Below are 17,384 nucleotides of genomic sequence, written 5' to 3'. Positions count from 1 at the left end.
ATGGCGACGATGCGGGTGAACGGCATCGACGTGCACGTCCAGCGGCTGGGCCACGAGAGCGGCTCCCCGCGCCCCGTCGTGGTCCTCATCCACGGCCTGCTCATCGACAGCCTCGCCAGCTACTACTTCAGCCTCGCGCCGCGGCTCGCCGAGGAGGGCCTGGACGTCGTCATGTACGACCTGCGCGGGCACGGCAAGACCTCCCGGCCGCCGACCGGCTACCGGATGGAGGACTTCGTCGACGACCTCGACGGACTGCTGGACGCGCTGGTGATCGACCGCCCGGTGCACCTCGTCGGCAACTCCTTCGGCGGCGCCGTCGCGTACGCCATGGCCGCCGCCCGCCCCGAGCGGGTCGCGAGCGTGATCGCCATCGAGGCGGAACCGCCGGCCCGGGCGTGGGCACGGAACATGTACGAGGGCCTGGTCGGCGAACAGGGCGGACTGGTGGTCCAGCAGGTCACCCAGTGGCTGCGGGAGAACCCGGGCGAGCGCAACGCCCGGCCCTTCCGGGCGGCGGGCCGGGTGCTCGACGAGACCGCGCTCGCCCAGGAGATCCCGCTCAGCGCTCTCCTCGACGAGGACCTGTCCGCGATCCGCTGCCCGGTCTTCGCCATCTTCGGCGGCGCGTCCAAGCTGTCGGCGCAGACCGGGATGCTGGAGGCCGCGCTCCCCCACTGCCGTACGGTCGTCCTGCCGGACCTCGGCCACTCGGTGCTGGTCGAGGCCACCCAACAGACGTACGCCCTCGTACGCGACTGGCTGCTGCTCGGCCAGGAGGCGCACGCGCTGCGGGAGGCCCGCTAGATGGGCCGCTTCCTGTTCGTGGTGCCGCCACTGGTCGGGCACGTCAACCCGGCCGTGGGCACCGCGGCGGCACTCGCGGGGCGCGGGCACGAGGTTGCGTGGGCGGGCCACCCGGAACTCGTCCGCGCTCTCGTCGGATCCGACGCCGTCGTCTTCCCCTGCGCCCTCCCCGAGGACGGTCTCTCCCGGCCCGCCGACCTGAAGGGACCGGCCGCGTTCCAGTTCCTCTGGGAGAGCTTCCTCGTCCCGCTGGCGGACGCGATGGCGCCCGGGGTGCGAGCGGCGATCGAGGCGTACGACCCCGATGTCGTCGTCTGCGACCAGCAGGCGGTGGCCGGTGCGCTGGTCGCCGAGTCCCTCGGGCGCGTCTGGGTGACCTCGGCCACCACCTCCGCCGAACTCGTCGACCCGCTGGCCGGTATGCCGAAGGTCGCGGCGTGGCTGGACGGGCTGCTGGCCCGGTTGCGCAACCGGATCTGCGACGGGGCCGGCTCGGCGGACCCCCGCTTCTCCCCGCACGGCGTCCTGGCGTACACCACCCGTGCGCTGCTCGGCCCGGCCGAACTGCCCGACCGGGTCTGGCTGGTGGGCCCGTCCGTCGCCGACCGCCCCGCGAGCGGCGACGACTTCCCCTGGGACTGGCTGGACGCGTCGCCGCTGCCCACCGTCCTGGTCAGCCTCGGCACGGCCAACAACGACGCCGGGGCCCGTTTCCTGAACGCGGCCGCGCAGGCGCTCGGCGGACTCGCGGGCCGAGTGCGCGCGGTGCTCGTCGACCCCGGCGGCCTCGTCCAGGGCCCGGTCCCGGACAACATCCTCCTGCGTCCCCACGTGCCCCAACTCGCCCTCCTCCCCCGGCTCGACGCGGTCGTCTGCCACGCCGGGCACAACACCGTGTGCGAGGCGCTGTGGCACGGTGTCCCGCTCGTCGTGGCGCCGATCCGCGACGACCAGCCGATCGTCGCCGGGCAGGTCGTGGACGCGGGCGCCGGGATACGGCTGCGGTTCGGTCGCGCCGACGCGGCCAGGATCCGCGCGGCGGTCGAGACGGTCCTCGACCCGGCCGGGGGCCACCGGAAGGCGGCCGAGGCCGTCGGGGAGTCCTTCCGCGCCGCGGGCGGCAGCGCCTCCGCCGCCGACCGCCTCGCGGCACTGCCGGCCGGGTCGGCCGTGACACGCGCACGAGGCGGCGCATGACCGACAACGGCACGACCGAGCACCGGCCGCCGACCGACGGCCGTCGTCCCGACCCGGCCCAGGGCACCGCCCACGTCCAGGATCACGGCCCGACGGCGCCCAAGACGCCGGGTCCGGCCCCGCGGGCGCGCCACCTGGCACCGAGCGCGGACACGCCCTCCGCCGAGCGGGCGGACATGCCCACCCCGCAACGGCGACCCGGCACCCCGACCGACACCACACCAAAACCCGAACCGGCCGCGCCGCCGCCGCCCACCGGCTCGCTCGCCGCCCTCCTCGGCTACGCCCGGCCCCACTGGCGCGTGCTGCTCCTCTCCCTCGTCCTCACTCTGCTGGCCAGCGTGTCGGGGCTGGTGCAGCCGAAGTTCGCGCAGGCGATCCTGGACCGGCTGGACGGCGGCGGCAGCGTGGTCGCGCCGGTCGCGCTGCTCGCCGTGTTCCTGGTCGCGGGCGCCCTGCTCACCGGTCTCAACGCCTGGCTCCAGCAACGGACTTCGGAGCGGGTGGTGCGGGAGGTGCGGCGCGGTCTCGTGCACCGTCTGATCCGGCTGCGGGTCGCCGAGCTGGACCGGCGGGCCCCCGGCGACCTGATCGCCCGCGTCACCTCCGACAGCACCCTGCTCAAGAGCGCCGCCACCGAGGGCCTGATCATGACGGTCAACGGCGTCCTGACCTTCGCCGGGGCCCTGTTCATGATGGCGACGCTCGACGCGCGTCTGCTCGGCGTCACGCTGCTCGTGCTGACGACGGTCGGTGTCGTGATCACCGTCATCCTGCCCCGGATCAAGGCGGCCGTGGCCCGCTCCCAGGCGTCCGTCGGAGCGGTCGGCGCCGTCCTCGACCGCACCCTCGGCGCGGCCCGCACGGTCAAGGCCAACGGTGCCGAGGGCCGCGAGACGCGCACCGCCGAGGACGCGGTCGACGAGGCGTACGCCGCCGGGCTGGTCGGCGCCCGCTACAGCGCCCTCGTCACCATGGTCGGCGGCGCCGCCATCCAGACCGCGTTCCTGGTGGTGCTCGGCGTGGGCGGCACCTTCGTCGCCCACCACTCGATGTCGGTCTCCGAGCTGATCGCCTTCCTCCTGTACGTCTTCTTCCTGGCGAGCCCGGTGTCGCAGTTGGTCGGTGGCGCGGCCCAACTCCAGCAGGGGCTGGGCGCGGTGGGCAGGATCCAGGAGGCGGGCGCGCTGCCGGTCGAGGACGACATCGACGCGACCGGGCCCGCGCACACCCCCGCCCACGCCGCGCCACCGGCCGTCGAACTGACCGGGGTCGAGTTCACCTACCCCGGCCGCGCCCCGGCCCTGCGCGGCGTGAGCTTCACCGTCCCCGGCGGCACCCGGACCGCGCTGGTCGGCCTGTCGGGCGCGGGCAAGACCACCCTCTTCTCCCTCCTCCAGCGCTTCTACGAGCCGACCGCGGGCACGATCAGGATCGGCGACCAGGACATCGCGGCCCTGCCGCGCGCCGAGATCCGGCGCCGGATCGCCTACGTCGAGCAGGACTCCCCCGTGATGGCGGGCACCCTCCGCGAGAACCTCCTGTACGCGGCACCCTCGGCCACCCGGGAGCAGCTGGCCGAGGCCCTGGCCGTCACCCGCCTCGACGGTCTCCTCGCCCGGCTTCCCCAGGGCCTGGACACGCCCGTGGGCCCGCGCGGCGTCACCCTGTCCGGCGGCGAACGCCAGCGCCTCGCCATCGCCCGCGCCCTGCTGCGCCGCCCCCAGGTGCTTCTCCTCGACGAGGCGACGGCCCAGCTCGACGCCCGCAACGAACAGGCCCTGGGCGAACTCGTCGCCCGCACGGCGGGCCGCTGCACGGTCCTGCTGATCGCCCACCGGCTGTCCACGGTCACCGACGCCGACCAGATCGTGGTCCTGGAACACGGCGACGTCCGCGCCGTGGGCACCCACCACTCCCTGGTCGACGACGACGACCTCTACCGCGAACTGGCCGCCACCCAACTCCTGGCCGCCGAAGGGGCGGAGCACCGGGTCAGCGCAGCGTCAACCGGTACGTCAGCGGTGAGCGCCCCGTGATCAGCACCCGTACCCCGTCCGGGGTCAGGGAGCCGTTCAGCCAGGCGTAGCGTTCGCCCGGGTCGACCACCGCGGGCCGGCGGCCGCCCTTGCCGTTGCCGGGGCCGAAGGTGATGTGGTCGGTGCCGACGGTGTAGGTGGCCTCGCCGGAGACGAGCTGGAAGGTGTCCGGGGAGCCGGGGACGGGTTCGAGGCCGTCCCCGGTCAGGGTGCCGCCGGGGCGGAAGCAGAGTTCGAGGGCGAGCGGGCTCGCGCAGCCCTCACCCGAGAGGTCGAAGGAGATGTCCCAGCCTCCGCCGCCGACCTCATGGACCAGGACTTCGGTGCGGAGTGTGCGGTACTCCTTCGGGCGGTGCGGGAAGTCCATCGCGGACCAGAAGCGGCTGTCGTCGGTGAGGGGGTAGGCGCCGTCGGGACGGCGGTGCTCGGGGGGCAGCGGGTGGTGGAAGGCGCCGCGGACCTCGGCGTGCAGCCGCCAGCCGTCGTCCGTGCGTTCCAGTCCCTCCGCCCGGAAGTGGCCGAGCGCGAAGAACCGCGGGGCCAGTCGGAGCGAGTCGAGGATCGCCGCGCCCTTGCGCATCTTGAAGAAGGTCGGGTTGGTGGACAGGCCGGACGAGATGGCGTGCAGTTCCGGGAAGTCGGTTCCGCCGAAGATGCTCGCCGTGTGCGTGCCGCGGCGGACCCGGACGAGGCGGCAGCTGTCGTCGTGGTGCTCGAAGTCGTTGGGCAGGGAGGTCACTTCGGGCAGGGGGGCGGCCAGCTCCGGCCGGTCCAGGACCTGGGCGAGGCGCTCGCCGATGGGGGTCTCGCCGAAGGTCTGGTCGGTGCCGCGCTCCTGGAGCAGCGCGGCCACCGCCGCGAAGCGTCCGTCTCCGTCGCGCAGCGCCATCTCCCGGTACTGGAGCCAGAGCTCGGGCAGGTGCTGGACCCTCGTCTGGTCCTGGCGGCGTGAATGGACCGTCTCCACCTCGCCGTTGGGCTCGATGACGTACAGGTTGGCGGCCAGGTTGTCGCGTACGTTCGTGTAGAGGTCCGTACGTCCGTAGTGGCGGGCCAGCACGAGCAGCGCCGGATTGGTCACCGCGGCCGAGTAGATGGGGCTGCGTTCGCTGTACTCGCCGCCGGGCAGCTGGTCGATGCCCTCGGCGAGCCAGGTCTCGATGCGCTCGGGGTAGGCGGGGTCGGGCCAGCGGGCGTGGATGCGGGCGAGGGCCGCGCAGACCAGCCAGCGGTGGTTGGCGGTGTGGACGCCACCGGTGGCGAGGGAGGGGCCCGCCAGGCGCAGGATCCGCTCGATCGTCGCCCGCAGTCCGGTGGTCGGCTCGTGGGCGTCCTCCTCCAGCAGGTGGTGGATCAGGCTGAGGTCGACGATCGAGAAGGCGGTGTCCGCCGGGTTGCCGTCCGCCCCGTGCTCCCACAGCCCGTTGTCGTACTGCTCCTCGGCGAGCGCGTCGGCGAGTTCGGCGGCGGGGCCCAGGAGCGCGGCGGAGTGGTGGTATGCCGAGCCCTCGTGCACGTACACCGAGACGAGGGTGCGCAGCGAACGGGTGGCCGCGCGGGCCTCGCCGCCGTCACGGAGTTCGACGAGGTCGGCGCCGTACCCGTCGAGGACGGCCTCGGCGCTGGTCTCGGCGGTCGCGGTGAGCAACTCGACGAACGCGGTGTCGAGGGGGACACCGGTGTCGGCGAGCGCGGCGAGGAAGGTCTTGCGGGCTGTCACTGGGGCTCCTGGGAGGGGTCGCGCTGGTCTTCCACGTCGCTGTGGTCGAGGTAGGTGTCTTTTACGTCCGTGTGGTCTCTTACGTCTGTGCGGTCCCGCGAGTCGATCGCGGTGAGCGCGATTGCCAGTGACCCTCCCTTTCAGAAAGCGCTTGCACCAGGAACGACCCTAGGTAATGCGCGAATGTCACTACAAGACCCCTACACGGATCGGCAGGACGGATCCCCAGGACGGACGGAGACCGTATGACCCCCGCTTCCCCACGCCGCCGCGCCGCCGTGGTGGGCCTCGGCGCCCGCGCCCAGCTCTACACCGAGGCGCTGACCGGCCCGCACGCCGACCGTGTCGACCTCGTCGGCCTCTGCGACGCGAACGCCCACCGCATGGCGGTGCACAACGAGTGGACCGCGGCGGCCCACCCCGGCCGGGCGCCCGTACCGGCGTACGCGGCCGAGGACTTCGACCTGATGCTGCGCCGCGAGCGCGTGGACCTGGTCGTGGTGTGCACCGTGGACCGCACCCACGACGCGTACATCGTGCGCGCCCTGGAGGCGGGCTGCGACGTGGTGACCGAGAAGCCGATGACCACCGACGCCGACCGCGCCCGCCGCATCCTGGACGCCCGGCGCCGCACCGGCCGTGAGGTCCGCGTCGCCTTCAACTACCGCTACAACCCGGTGCATTCGGCCGTACGGGAGATCCTCGCGTCCGGCGGGATCGGCGAGGTCGGCTCGGTGCACTTCGAGTGGCTGCTCGACCTGCGGCACGGCGCCGACTACTTCCACCGCTGGCACCGCGAGAAGGCGAACTCCGGCGGCCTGATGGTCCACAAGTCGACCCACCACTTCGACCTGGTCAACTGGTGGCTGGGCACCCGCCCCGAGACCGTCTACGCGCAGGGCGACCTCTTCTTCTACGGCGACACGGCGGGCGGGCGCCGCGGACTCGCCCGCCCGTACACCCGGGCCCACGGTTCCCCGGCGGCGCGGGACGACCCCTTCGCCGTACATCTGGCGGACTCACCGGCACTGCGCGCGCTGTATCTCGACGCCGAGCACGAGGACGGCTACCACCGGGACCAGAACGTGTTCGGGCCCGGCGTGACCATCGAGGACGACATGGCGGTCCTGGTCCGGTACGCGTCCGGCGCCACCCTCACCTACCACCTGACCGCGTACGCGCCCTGGGAGGGCTACCGGGTCTGCTTCAACGGCAGCGAGGGGCGGCTCGAACTCCTCGTGGAGGAGTCCACGTGGTCGCGGCCCCCGGTGCGGACGCGGACCTCGGGCCCGGTGATGCACGGCGCGGCGGTCGGTGACGAGGCCGGGCGCACGGAGTTGCTGCTGCGCCGCTTCTGGGAGCCGCCGCAGGAGGTGAAGGTGCCGACGGGCGAGGGAGGCCACGGCGGCGGGGATGTCCGCATGCTGGCCGATCTGTTCGGGGAGCGGACGGACGGGGCCGATCCGCTCGGGCGGGCGGCGGACGCGGTGGACGGAGCGCGGTCGCTGGTGACGGGCCTGGCCGCGAACCGGTCGTTCGAGAGCGGGCTGCCGGTACGGGCACAGGCGCTTCTGGACGTCTGAGCAGGGGTTTCTTCGGAATCCGAACGCTTCGGGCACCCCTATGCATGTGGTGTATACACCAGCTGTACAGTCTCCGCATGCCTTCGCTGACCATGAAGATGAAAAGACCGGGGACCTGGTTGCGTTCGACGGCCGCCTTTCTGGCGGCCGTTTCGCTTGCCCTGCCGCTGACGGGGTGCACGACCGTCCACACCACCGCGCCGGCCGCCGCCCGCACGCAGGCCGCCGCCGGCGCCCCGGCGAAGTTCGGGACCGTGGACTGCCGCCGGGCCAAGTGCATCGCGCTCACCTTCGACGCCGGGCCGAGCGAGAACTCGGCCAGGCTTCTCGACATCCTCAAGGAGAAGCAGGTCCCGGCGACCTTCTTCCTGCTCGGCAAGCGGCACATCGAGAAGTACCCGGAGCTCGTCACGCGGATGGCCGCCGAGGGACACGAGGTCGCCAGTCACACCTGGGACCACAAGATCCTGACGGAGATCAAGCCCGCTGAGATCCGCGAGGAGCTGGAGAAGCCCGACGACGCGATAGAGAAGCTCACCGGGAAGCGGCCGACGCTCATGCGCCCGCCGCAGGGGCGGACCAACGACACCGTGCACAAGATCAGCCGCGAGCTCGGCCTCTCGGAGGTCCTGTGGAGCGTGACCGCCAAGGACTACAAGACGTTCGACCCCAAGGTCATACAGCAGCGCGTCCTGAAGCAGTCGAGCCGGGACGGGATCATCCTGCTGCACGACCTCTACCCGGGCACCGTGCCCGCGGTGCCCGGGATCATCGACGCGCTCAAGGAGCGGGGGTACGTGTTCGTGACCGTGCCGCAGCTGCTGGCGCCGGGGAAGGCGAAGCCCGGTACCGTCTACCGCCCCTGACGGCCGCGCGTCAGCCCAGCCGCACCGGCAGCACCCGGTAGCCGTGGCCGATGAAGGACTCGGCGAGGCGGGCCGGGCCATGGGTGTCGTCGAGGCTCAGGTCGGGGAAGCGGGCGAAGAGCGCGGGGAGCGCGAGGGACGCCTCCAGGCGGGCCAGCGGGGCGCCGATGCAGTAGTGGACGCCGTGGCCGAAGGCGAGGTGCTCCTTGTCCGCGCGGCTGAGGTCGAAGCGGCCCGCGCTCTCGCCGTGCCGCAGGGGGTCGCGGCCGGCCGCCGCGTACGTCGCCAGGATCGCGTCGCCCCGCGCGATCAGCGTGCCGTCGGGGAGCTTGATGTCCTCGACGGCGTACCGCAGCGGGAGGTTGGCGATGGAGGGCGCCCAGCGGAGGGTCTCCTCGATCACCTCGCTCCAGGGGATCTCGCCGCTGTGCACCCGGAGCAGCTGCTCGGGGTGGGTCAGCAGGGCGTGGACCGCGTTGCCGATCAGGTTGACCGTGGTCTCGTGTCCCGCTCCGATGACGAGGAGGAGGGTGTCGATCAGTTCGCTCTCGGCGAGCTGCGAACCCTCCTCGTCCCGGGCCGTGATCAGGGCGGTCGTCAGGTCGTCGCCCGGCCGCTCACGCTTGGCGGCGACCAGTCCGGCGAGCAGTTCGTGGATCTCCCGGTAGGTGGCCATGGCCTGTTCGGGGGTGATGGTGGTGTCCATGTTGGCCTCGATGAGACGCGCGGTGTCGGCGCGCCGGTCCTCGGGCAGGCCGAACAGCTCGCAGATCACCTGCATCGGAAGCGGGTGCGCGTAGGCGGACCGGAGGTCGACCCGCCCGTCGGGGGCCTCGGCCATCCGGTCGAGCAGCGTGGCGGCGAGTTCCTCGATGCGGGGCTTGAGCGCGTCCGTACGGCGTTTGGTGAACGCGGGCGAGACGAGTTTGCGCAGCCTGCGGTGGTCGGCGCCGTACGCGGTGAACATGTTGGTCACGCCGACCCAGAGGGTGATCCAGCTCTCGCGGTACTCGCCACTGATCCAGGCGGGCCAGTGCTGGTTGGGGTCCTTGGACACCCGGTCGTCGGCCAGGAGCCGCTTGAGGATCTCGTACTGGGTGGGCGCCCAGGCCCTTATCCCGCCCGGTAGTTCGATGAGGGCCGCGGCACCGCGTTCGCGCAGCAGATCCGCCTCGCCGTGGAGGTCGGCGCCGGCGGGGTCGATGACGTAGGGCTGGTCCGGCACGTGGACTCCTGCTCTCTGGACCGGTCGGTCACGGGGGTGGAGGGCAAACGGGGAGCACTCCCCGGATAGCCTGGTGCCTGACGGACGGTGTGTCAACAGCGCGGGGACGAGCGGGAGTTGCCCGCGGCCGGGCCGAAAACGACGGGCGGGTGGTCGGGCGGCGCGGTTAGCATCGCGTGCTGTCGGCCTCGTGCCGTGGGGCGGGGTTTTGGTGAGGGAAGCGGGGGCGTATGGGCGGGGAGTCGCTGACGGCGGCGGTGCGCAGTGGCGACGTGAAGGCGGTGACGGCACTCCTGGACGCCGGCGGCGATCCCGACGCCGTCGACGACCGGGGCACGCCCGCGCTCCGCCTGGCGGTGGACGGCTTCGACCTGGCCACCGTCGAGGTCCTGATGCGCTCCGCCCGGCTGGACCGGGTCACGGACGGCCAGACCCCGCTGCTGCGGGCGGTCGACCGCGGCGCCTCCGACATCGTGAACGCGCTCATCAACCAAGGCGCGCAGCTGTGGCACAAGGACCGTGAAGGACGTGACGCCCTCGCGCTGGCCCGGTCCTGGCACGGGACGGGTGCCGTGGCCGAGCTGCGCCGCAGGAGCGGTTCGGCGGGAACGGTGCGGCGGGAGACGGTTCGTGACGAGCACGGGGTGAGCGTCGAGGAGCTGACGCTGGGGGGCCTGACGGTCCGTACCGGGCACAGCGCGATCCTGACGGCGCTGGAGCCCCGGTACGGGATCAGGACCCCGTTCGCCGAGCTGCTGTCGAGGGCGCTGGCCGAACCGGACGTCGACCACGAGATCTGGTGGGTGACGACGGATGTCCTGCAGCAGCGCCGCGATCGAGCCACGTGGGACATGTCCGCCGCACTGCGGGACCGGCCGGACCCGCGGGAGCGGTACTTCGGCGCGGAAGTGCTCCGGCTGTTCAACCTCTTCGACTACAGCGACGAGGCGCCGTTCGACGCCCCGCTGGTCGATCTCTTCCTGCCGTGGGCCGCGCGCGAACCGGATCCGCGCGTGCTGCGGCCCCTGACCGCGGGACTGTCCGGCGCCCAGGATCCCCGTGCCGAGCGACCCCTGCACGACCTCGCCCGGCACGCCGACAGCGAGGTCCGTGGGTGGGCGGTCTTCGGCCTGCGGTACGGAGTCGACGCCGGGCGCCGTGACGCCCTGGCCACGGTCCTCGCGTGCACCCGGGACGAGGTGGCCGAGGTCCGCCGGGGGGCCTGCGCCGCGCTGGTCTCCGCGCCCGCGGATTCCGAGGTCTCGGACGCGCTCGCGGCGTGCCTCACCGACGAGACGGAGGACGTACGGGTCACCGCGGCCGTGCAGTTGGCCCTGCGGGACGATCCCCGCGGGGACGAGATCCTGGCCGCCCTCGACGCCGGCGATGTGGAGGGGCCGTACTTCGGGCAGCTCTACGACGTGGGGCGGCACCGCCGGAAGACGGGCGCGGCCGCGCCGCGCTGACCCGCGGGTCGTGGGTGGGTCGGGGCCGTGCCGGTACGTCGAGCCCGTCGCCGCCGGATCAGACGTGGGCCGGGCAAGCGAGCCGCTGCTCGATCCGGACGTAAGCGACGGGCTTGCGACGTACCGGCACGGCCCCTTCCGTACGTGTGCGGGTGGCGGTCGTGGGGGGGGTGGCCGTTCGGGCCGCCTACGATCGGGCCGTGGTCCTCTTCCAGCTGGAACGTGTGTCCCCCTCTCCCGTCGAAGAGAGTTGGCGTCGCCTCACCGACTGGCCCCGGCACGCCGCCGTCGTCCCGCTGACCCGGGTCACCGTGCGCACGCCGCCACCGACCGGCGAGGGCACGGTGTTCGTCGCGCGGTCGGGGGTGGGCCCGTTGGCCTTCGACGACCCGATGGAGGTCGTCACCTGGCGGCCACCCCGGGACGGGGGCGCGGGAAGGTGCCGGCTGGTCAAGCGCGGCACGTTCGTCACGGGGTGGGCCGAGATCGAGGTCCGTCCGGTGGCGGGCGGGGGCTCGCGGGTGCTCTGGCGGGAGGATCTGAACGTACGGTGGCTGCCGCGGTTCCTCGACCGGCCCCTGGGGTGGGCGGGGCGGTGGATGTTCGGGCGAGCGGTGGGAGGGCTGCTGCGGCCGGAATCATGACGCTCCGTGCGCACGGCGGGTCGCGCGCCCATGTGCGAAACGGGAAAATTGTAGTCTTTAAATCATGAATACACGGCTGGCTCTGCTCAGCGCGGTGGACCCTGGTGTCACGGAGAGTGAGATCTTCCGGCTGGCGCTCCAGCACGCGGTGGGGGAGCTGGGTGCCCTGGGAGGAATGATCCATCTGCGGGGCCCCATGTCCGCGCTGCGCCTGGTGTCGGCGGCCGGCCTGCCCGCGATCCTCACCCGGCCCTGGGAGATCATCGACCAGGAAGGCGCGCTGGCCCCGGCCCGGGCCCTGCACCAGGGCCGGGGTGTGTGGATCGCGCCGGGCTCCGGCGAACAGCCCGGATCCGGTGCGGTCTCCTGGCCCGGGACCGGGCTGGCGGCCGTTCCGGTGTTCAGCGGCGACCGCGGCATCGGCGCGCTCACCGTGGTGATGGGCGCCCAGGGGGAGCCGGCCGTCGAGCAGTGGGGTTTCCTGCAGGCCGTGATCGCCTGGACCGAGGAGCGCATGCAGCAGGCACCGCCGCCCACTCGGCCGCCCCGGGCGGAACTGAGCGGTGACCGGCTGCGGCAGGCCCTGGAGGAGGTCCGGGTCGGCTCGTGGGACTGGAACATCGAGACCGGCGAGCTGGTCTGGGACGAGGCCGCCCTTGAGCTCTACGGCACCAGGCCCGCCGAGTTCACCGGCCGGATCGAGAACTGGATGAGGATCGTCCACCCCGACGACCTGGCGCCGACCCTGGGGGCGGCGGAGAAGGCGCTCCGGGACCATACGGTGTTCGAGGCCGAGTACCGGGTGCGCCGCCTGGACGGCACCTACGGATGGACCCAGGCCCGCGCCCGGGCGACCTACAACGCTCAGGGCGAACCCGTACGGATGATCGGGGTGGGATGGGAGAGCAACGAGTCCCGCTCCGCCCGCGACGCGCTCAGCCGGGCTCTGCACCACATGAGTGACGGCTTCCTCGCGGTTGACGACCGCTGGCGGATCACCTTCCTGAACCTGGCGGCCGAGCGCATGCTGGGCTCCTCCGAGGAGGAGCTGTTCGGCCGCGTCCTGTGGGAGCTTCCCTCCGTCCAGCAGGTCCCCGATCTGGAGAAGCGCTGCCGGGAGGCCGCCGCAGCGCAGCAGCCCGCCGGCTTCGACATGGACACTCCGAACACCGGGCGCCGCCTCCACCTGCGGCTGGTCCCGGGACCCGACGGCCTCACCCTCTACTTCACCGACGTGACCGAGATCCGGCGGCACGAGGACGAACGGTCCGCCGCCGAGCAGGCCGCCGCCGAGCGCGCCGCCCGGATCGCCGAGCTGACCGCGTCCCTCGCCAAGGCGACGACCTCCCGGGACGTGGTGGACGCCGTCGCACGGCGCGTGCTGCCGCCGTTCGGCGCCACCGGCCTCGTGGTGCAGGCCATCGAGGACGACCGGGTGTACAACGTCGGGGCCGTCGGCTACCCGCCCGCCTTCCTCGACACGATCAACGGTCGTGCCCGGGTGGCCCGCGACCCGGTCTGGGAGCCGATCCTGAGCGGCGCGCCGCTGTTCCTCTCCACGCGCGCCGAGTACACGGCCCGCTACCCCGAACTCGCCGCCCGACCGCCCAAGGCGGGCAAACAGGCCTGGGCGTTCATGCCGCTGACCGCGTCCGGGCACACGTTCGGGGTGTGCGTGGTCTCCTTCGACCGGCCCCGCCGTCTCAGCGACGAGGAGCGCACCCTGCTGACCACGATCAGCGCCCTCGTCGCACAGGCCCTGGAACGGGCCCGGCTCTACGACGCCGAGCACACCCGTTCCCAGGAACTCCAGCGCAGTCTGCTCCCCAGCGGCCTGCCCGAACTGCCCGCGTGCACCGCTGCCGCCCGCTATCTCCCCGCCGGACAGGGCATGGACGTCGGCGGCGACTGGTACGACATCATCCCTCTCTCCGGCGGCCGGGTCGCCCTGGTCGTCGGTGACGTGATGGGCCACGGGCTGCCCGAGGCGGCCACCATGGGGCGGCTGCGCACAGCGGTGCACACCCTGGCCGACCTCGAACTTCCCCCCGACGAGATCATGAGCCATCTCAACGACATCGTCGGCGGCATGGCGGAGGAGTCCTACGCCACCTGCCTGTACGCGCTGTACGACTCCACCACCCAGATCTGCTCCGTCGCCCGCGCCGGACATCCCCCGCCCGCCGTGGTCCACCCCGACGGCAGTGTGTACTTCCCCGAGCTCGCCCCCGATCCGCCGCTCGGCGCGGCGGAGCCCCCCTTCGAGACCTTCGAGATGATGGTGCCGGACGGGAGCCTGCTCGTCCTCTACACCGACGGCCTGGTCGAGTCGGCCACCCGTGAGATCGACGACGGCATGGCCGAACTCGCCCGGCTGCTGCGGGCCGCGCACGAGGGTCCCGGTGAGGTGGCCGCCGACCTGGAGCGCCTCTGCGACACCGTCACCGCAGGACTGCTCCCCGCCGAGCACTCCACCGCCGACGACGCGGCCCTCCTCATCGCCCGCCTCCACGCGCTGACCGACGACGACATGGCTTCCTGGCTGCTCCCCGAGGACCCGCGAGCGGCCGGGCAGGCCCGCTGCCACATCCGCGAGCAGCTTCACACCTGGGGCCTGGACGACCTGACGCCGACGACGGAACTCCTCGCCAGCGAGCTGGTCGGCAACGTCGTGCGCCACGCGAAGGGACCCGTGCGGCTACGCCTCCTGCACGGCCCCGAGCTGGTCTGCGAGGTCTTCGACGGGAGTCTGACCATGCCGCGCATCCGCCGGGCGTCGGAGACCGACGAAGGCGGACGCGGACTGCAACTCGTCACCGCGCTCTCCCGGCGCTGGGGCACCCGCTACACGGCGACCGGAAAGTGCATCTGGACCGAGCAGCCACTGCTCGGCCCGGAGAGCCCGACAGGCCTGCCCACCGACGTCCTGGACCTTCCGTTCCTGGACACCGAGGAGTTCGCCCGAGACCTCGACGAGCTCACCTCCGGGGACCAGGAACTGCCGGGCCCTGCCCCCCAGTAGCCGACCGGCGGCCGCATCACCCCCGCGCTCCCCCCGACACCGGCCCGGCTCAGGCCACCGACCCGATCCGCCGCACCGGAACCGACGTCGCGTCGTGGTGGATCGGCGTGTGCGCCCCGGTGAGCGACACCCCGCTCCCCCCGCGCCGGTCGGCCACGATCTCCGAGACGATGGACAGGGCCGTCTCCTCCGGGGTGCGGGCGCCCAGGTCGAGGCCGATGGGGGACCTGAGACGCGCCAACTCCAGCTCGGTGACGCCGACTTCGCGCAGCCGGTCGTTGCGGTCCAGGTGCGTGCGCCGGGAGCCCATCGCGCCGACGTACGCGACCGGAAGCCGCAGCGCGAGCCGCAGCAGCGGTACGTCGAACTTGGCGTCGTGGGTGAGGACGCACAGGACGGTCCGGGCGTCCACCTCCGTGCGCTCCAGGTACGTGTGGGGCCACTCGACGACGATCTCGTCGGCGTCGGGGAAGCGGGTGGCGGTCGCGAAGACCGGGCGGGCGTCGCACACCGTGACGCGGTATCCGAGGAACTTGCCCATGCGGACCAGCGCCGACGCGAAGTCGATCGCGCCGAACACGATCATGCGCGGAGGCGGCACGGACGACTCGACGAGAACCGTGAGCGGTGCTCCGCAACGCGAGCCCTGCTCTCCGATCTCCAGGGTGCCGGTGCGGCCCGCGTCCAGGAAGGCGCCCGCCTCGCCGACCACCGTGCGGTCCAGCTCGGGATGGGCGCCGAAGCCGCCCTCGTACGAGCCGTCGGGGCGGACGAGCAGCGCCCGGCCCCGCAGTTCGGCGGGACCGTCGACGATCCGCGCGACGGCCGCCGCCTCCCCCCTCGCGGCGGCGGCCAGCGCGGCGCCGAGCACCGGCCGGGCGGGGTCGGCCGCCCGGACCGGCGTGACGAGGATGTCGATGATGCCGCCGCAGGTCAGACCGACGGCGAAGGCGTCCTCGTCGCTGTATCCGAAGCGCTCCAGGACACTCTCGCCGTCCTCGAGCGCCCGCTGGCACAGTTCGTAGACCGCGCCCTCCACGCACCCGCCGGAGACCGAGCCGATCGCCGTGCCGTCGGAGTCGACGGCGAGTGCCGCGCCGGGCCGGCGGGGCGCGCTGCCGCTGACGGCCACCACGGTGGCCACGGCGAAGTCGCGTCCCTGCTCGACCCACCGGTGCAGCTCTTCGGCGATGTCCAGCATGTCTCTGTCTCCTTAACAGGGGGTGCGTGGAGGGTCGTCGACCGGAAGGGGTGTGTCAGTGCACGCCCATCCAGCTCTCGATCGGATTCAGGGCGAAGAAGACGAGGAAGATCGCCGCCAGGCCCCACATGAACGCCCCGATCTCCCGGGCCTTGCCCTGGGCGATCTTGATGGCGACGTACGACAGCACTCCGGCCGCGACGCCCGCGGTGATGGAGTACGTGAACGGCATGACGACGACGGTCAGGAAGACCGGGATAGCGGTGGCTCGGTCGGCCCAGTCCACATGGCGGGCGTTCATCATCATCATGGCGCCGATGACGACCAGTGCCGCCGCCGCGACCTCGCCGGGGACGATCGCCGTCAGCGGGGTGAAGAAAAGACACGCCGCGAAGAACAGGCCGGTGACGACGGAGGAGAGGCCCGTACGGGCACCCTCGCCGACCCCGGTCGCCGATTCGACGAAGACCGTCTGGCCCGACGCGCCCGCGACCCCGCCGACCGCTCCGCCCGCGCCGTCGATGAACAGCGCCTTGGACAGGCCCGGCATCCGGCCCTGCGCGTCGGCGAGCCCCGCCTCCGTGCCGACGCCGATGATGGTGGCCATCGCGTCGAAGAACCCGGCGAGGACGAGCGTGAAGACGATCATGCCGACCGTCATCACTCCGACGTCGCCCCAGCCGCCGAACTCGACCTTGCCGAAGAGTGAGAAGTCCGGCATCGAGACCGCGCTGCCGTGCAGTTCGGGGGCACCGCTCGCCCACTGCTTGGGGGCGATGACGCCGAGGGCGTTGAGGACCACGGCGAGTACGGTGCCGCCGACGATGCCGATCAGGATCGCACCGGGGACGCCGCGCGCCTGGAGCATGAAGATGGCGAGCAGCGTGGCGGCGAAGAGCAGGACCGGCCAGCCGGCGAGTTCACCGGCCGGGCCGAGGGTGACCGGGGTGGACTTCCCCTGGTGCACGAAACCGGCCTTGTAGAAGCCGATCAGCGCGACGAACAGGCCGATGCCCATGGTGATGGCGTGCTTCAGCGCCAGCGGGATCGCGTTCATGATCATCTCGCGCAGGCCGGTGACGACCAGGAGCATGATGACCACTCCGTAGATCACACACATGCCCATGGCCTGTGGCCAGGTCATCTGCGGGGCGACCTGCGAGGAGAGCACCCCGGAGACGGAGAGTCCGGCGGCGAGGGCCAGGGGCACCTTGCCGAAGAAGCCCATCAGGAGCGTGCTGAAGGCCGCCGCGAACGCGGTCGCGGTGATCAGCGCGTTCTGGCCGAGCGTGTGCCCCGCCGCGTCCTTGCCGGACAGGATCAGAGGGTTGAGCAGGAGGATGTACGCCATCGCCATGAAGGTGGTGACGCCGCCGCGCACCTCACGCGCGACCGTGGATCCCCGCTGGGATATGTGGAAGTAACGGTCGAGCCAGGACCGCCCGGCCGGGACGCGGGTACCCGCACCCGCGTCGTCGGCGACGGTCCTGGGCTCCACTGACTGCTGGGTCATGGTGCCATCTCCCAAGGTTCACAGGGGCACCCGCGCCGGCGACCACGGTGGTCGCTGCGGGATTTGGGATGTGCACGACCCGGGGGACGGCCCGAGACGAA

The 17,384-nt window shown here is 72.5% G+C and carries 12 protein-coding genes; 8 read left to right on the top strand and 4 right to left on the bottom strand.

What is annotated here, in order from left to right; translation table 11 throughout:
- Genes FNV62_RS38880 through FNV62_RS38870 form a run of 3 tightly spaced genes read left to right on the top strand, consistent with a single transcriptional unit; the run spans position 1 to position 4,043 of the window.
- Positions 1-807 carry an alpha/beta fold hydrolase gene (locus FNV62_RS38880; RefSeq protein ID WP_060899186.1) on the top strand — a complete coding sequence of 269 codons (807 nt, stop codon included), beginning with the start codon at positions 1-3 and terminating at the stop codon, positions 805-807.
- Entirely contained in the window at positions 808-2,004 is a 1,197-nt protein-coding gene (locus FNV62_RS38875) for a glycosyltransferase (RefSeq protein ID WP_143609522.1), read from the top strand. It begins immediately after the preceding gene.
- Positions 2,001-4,043, top strand: a complete 2,043-nt coding sequence (locus FNV62_RS38870; RefSeq protein ID WP_225900517.1) for an ABC transporter ATP-binding protein — start codon at positions 2,001-2,003, stop codon at positions 4,041-4,043. Before FNV62_RS38875 ends, FNV62_RS38870 begins: the two co-directional genes overlap by 4 nt.
- Here FNV62_RS38870 and FNV62_RS38865 read toward each other — a convergent pair.
- Positions 4,000-5,763 carry a hypothetical protein gene (locus FNV62_RS38865; RefSeq protein ID WP_143609521.1) on the bottom strand — a complete coding sequence of 588 codons (1,764 nt, stop codon included), beginning with the start codon at positions 5,761-5,763 and terminating at the stop codon, positions 4,000-4,002. The two genes, FNV62_RS38870 and FNV62_RS38865, sit on opposite strands and share 44 nt — an antisense overlap.
- A 245-nt stretch (positions 5,764-6,008) precedes the next feature.
- Between FNV62_RS38865 and FNV62_RS38860 the strand changes: the two genes are divergently transcribed.
- Positions 6,009-7,346, top strand: coding sequence for a Gfo/Idh/MocA family protein (locus FNV62_RS38860; protein WP_143651747.1), 1,338 nt, complete (start codon positions 6,009-6,011; stop codon positions 7,344-7,346).
- A 98-nt stretch (positions 7,347-7,444) separates the two neighbouring features.
- Positions 7,445-8,212 (top strand): polysaccharide deacetylase family protein, encoded by a 768-nt coding sequence (locus FNV62_RS38855; RefSeq protein ID WP_097289276.1) that lies wholly within the window; start codon positions 7,445-7,447, stop codon positions 8,210-8,212.
- Positions 8,213-8,222: 10 nt separating this feature from the next.
- Here the strand turns inward: FNV62_RS38855 and FNV62_RS38850 are convergent, their stop codons facing one another.
- On the bottom strand, positions 8,223-9,437 hold the full coding sequence (locus FNV62_RS38850) for a cytochrome P450 family protein (protein WP_143628571.1): 1,215 nt from the start codon (positions 9,435-9,437) through the stop codon (positions 8,223-8,225).
- A gap of 230 nt (positions 9,438-9,667) precedes the next feature.
- Here FNV62_RS38850 and FNV62_RS38845 point away from each other — a divergent pair, with 230 nt between their 5' ends.
- The 3 genes from FNV62_RS38845 to FNV62_RS38835 all read left to right on the top strand — a co-directional run bounded on the left by FNV62_RS38845 (position 9,668) and on the right by FNV62_RS38835 (position 14,569).
- Positions 9,668-10,903, top strand: a complete 1,236-nt coding sequence (locus FNV62_RS38845) for a HEAT repeat domain-containing protein (RefSeq protein WP_143628569.1) — start codon at positions 9,668-9,670, stop codon at positions 10,901-10,903.
- Positions 10,904-11,103: 200 nt separating this feature from the next.
- Positions 11,104-11,547 (top strand): SRPBCC family protein, encoded by a 444-nt coding sequence (locus FNV62_RS38840; protein WP_143628567.1) that lies wholly within the window; start codon positions 11,104-11,106, stop codon positions 11,545-11,547.
- 64 nt (positions 11,548-11,611) lie between these two features.
- Entirely contained in the window at positions 11,612-14,569 is a 2,958-nt protein-coding gene (locus tag FNV62_RS38835) for a SpoIIE family protein phosphatase (protein ID WP_143628565.1), read from the top strand.
- A gap of 49 nt (positions 14,570-14,618) precedes the next feature.
- Here the strand turns inward: FNV62_RS38835 and FNV62_RS38830 are convergent, their stop codons facing one another.
- Positions 14,619-15,770: an XdhC family protein gene (locus FNV62_RS38830; protein ID WP_143628564.1), complete on the bottom strand. Its 1,152-nt coding sequence runs from the start codon at positions 15,768-15,770 to the stop codon at positions 14,619-14,621.
- Between the two features lie 55 nt (positions 15,771-15,825).
- Positions 15,826-17,283: an NCS2 family permease gene (locus tag FNV62_RS38825; protein WP_054236977.1), complete on the bottom strand. Its 1,458-nt coding sequence runs from the start codon at positions 17,281-17,283 to the stop codon at positions 15,826-15,828.
- Between the last annotated feature and the right edge of the window lie 101 nt (positions 17,284-17,384).

The sequence above is a fragment of the Streptomyces sp. RLB3-17 genome (assembly GCF_007113425.2).
Taxonomy (GTDB): Bacteria; Actinomycetota; Actinomycetes; order Streptomycetales; family Streptomycetaceae; genus Streptomyces; species Streptomyces mirabilis_D.
Note: the sequence above shows the minus strand (reverse complement) of the source record. Positions and strands in the feature narration are given on the sequence as shown.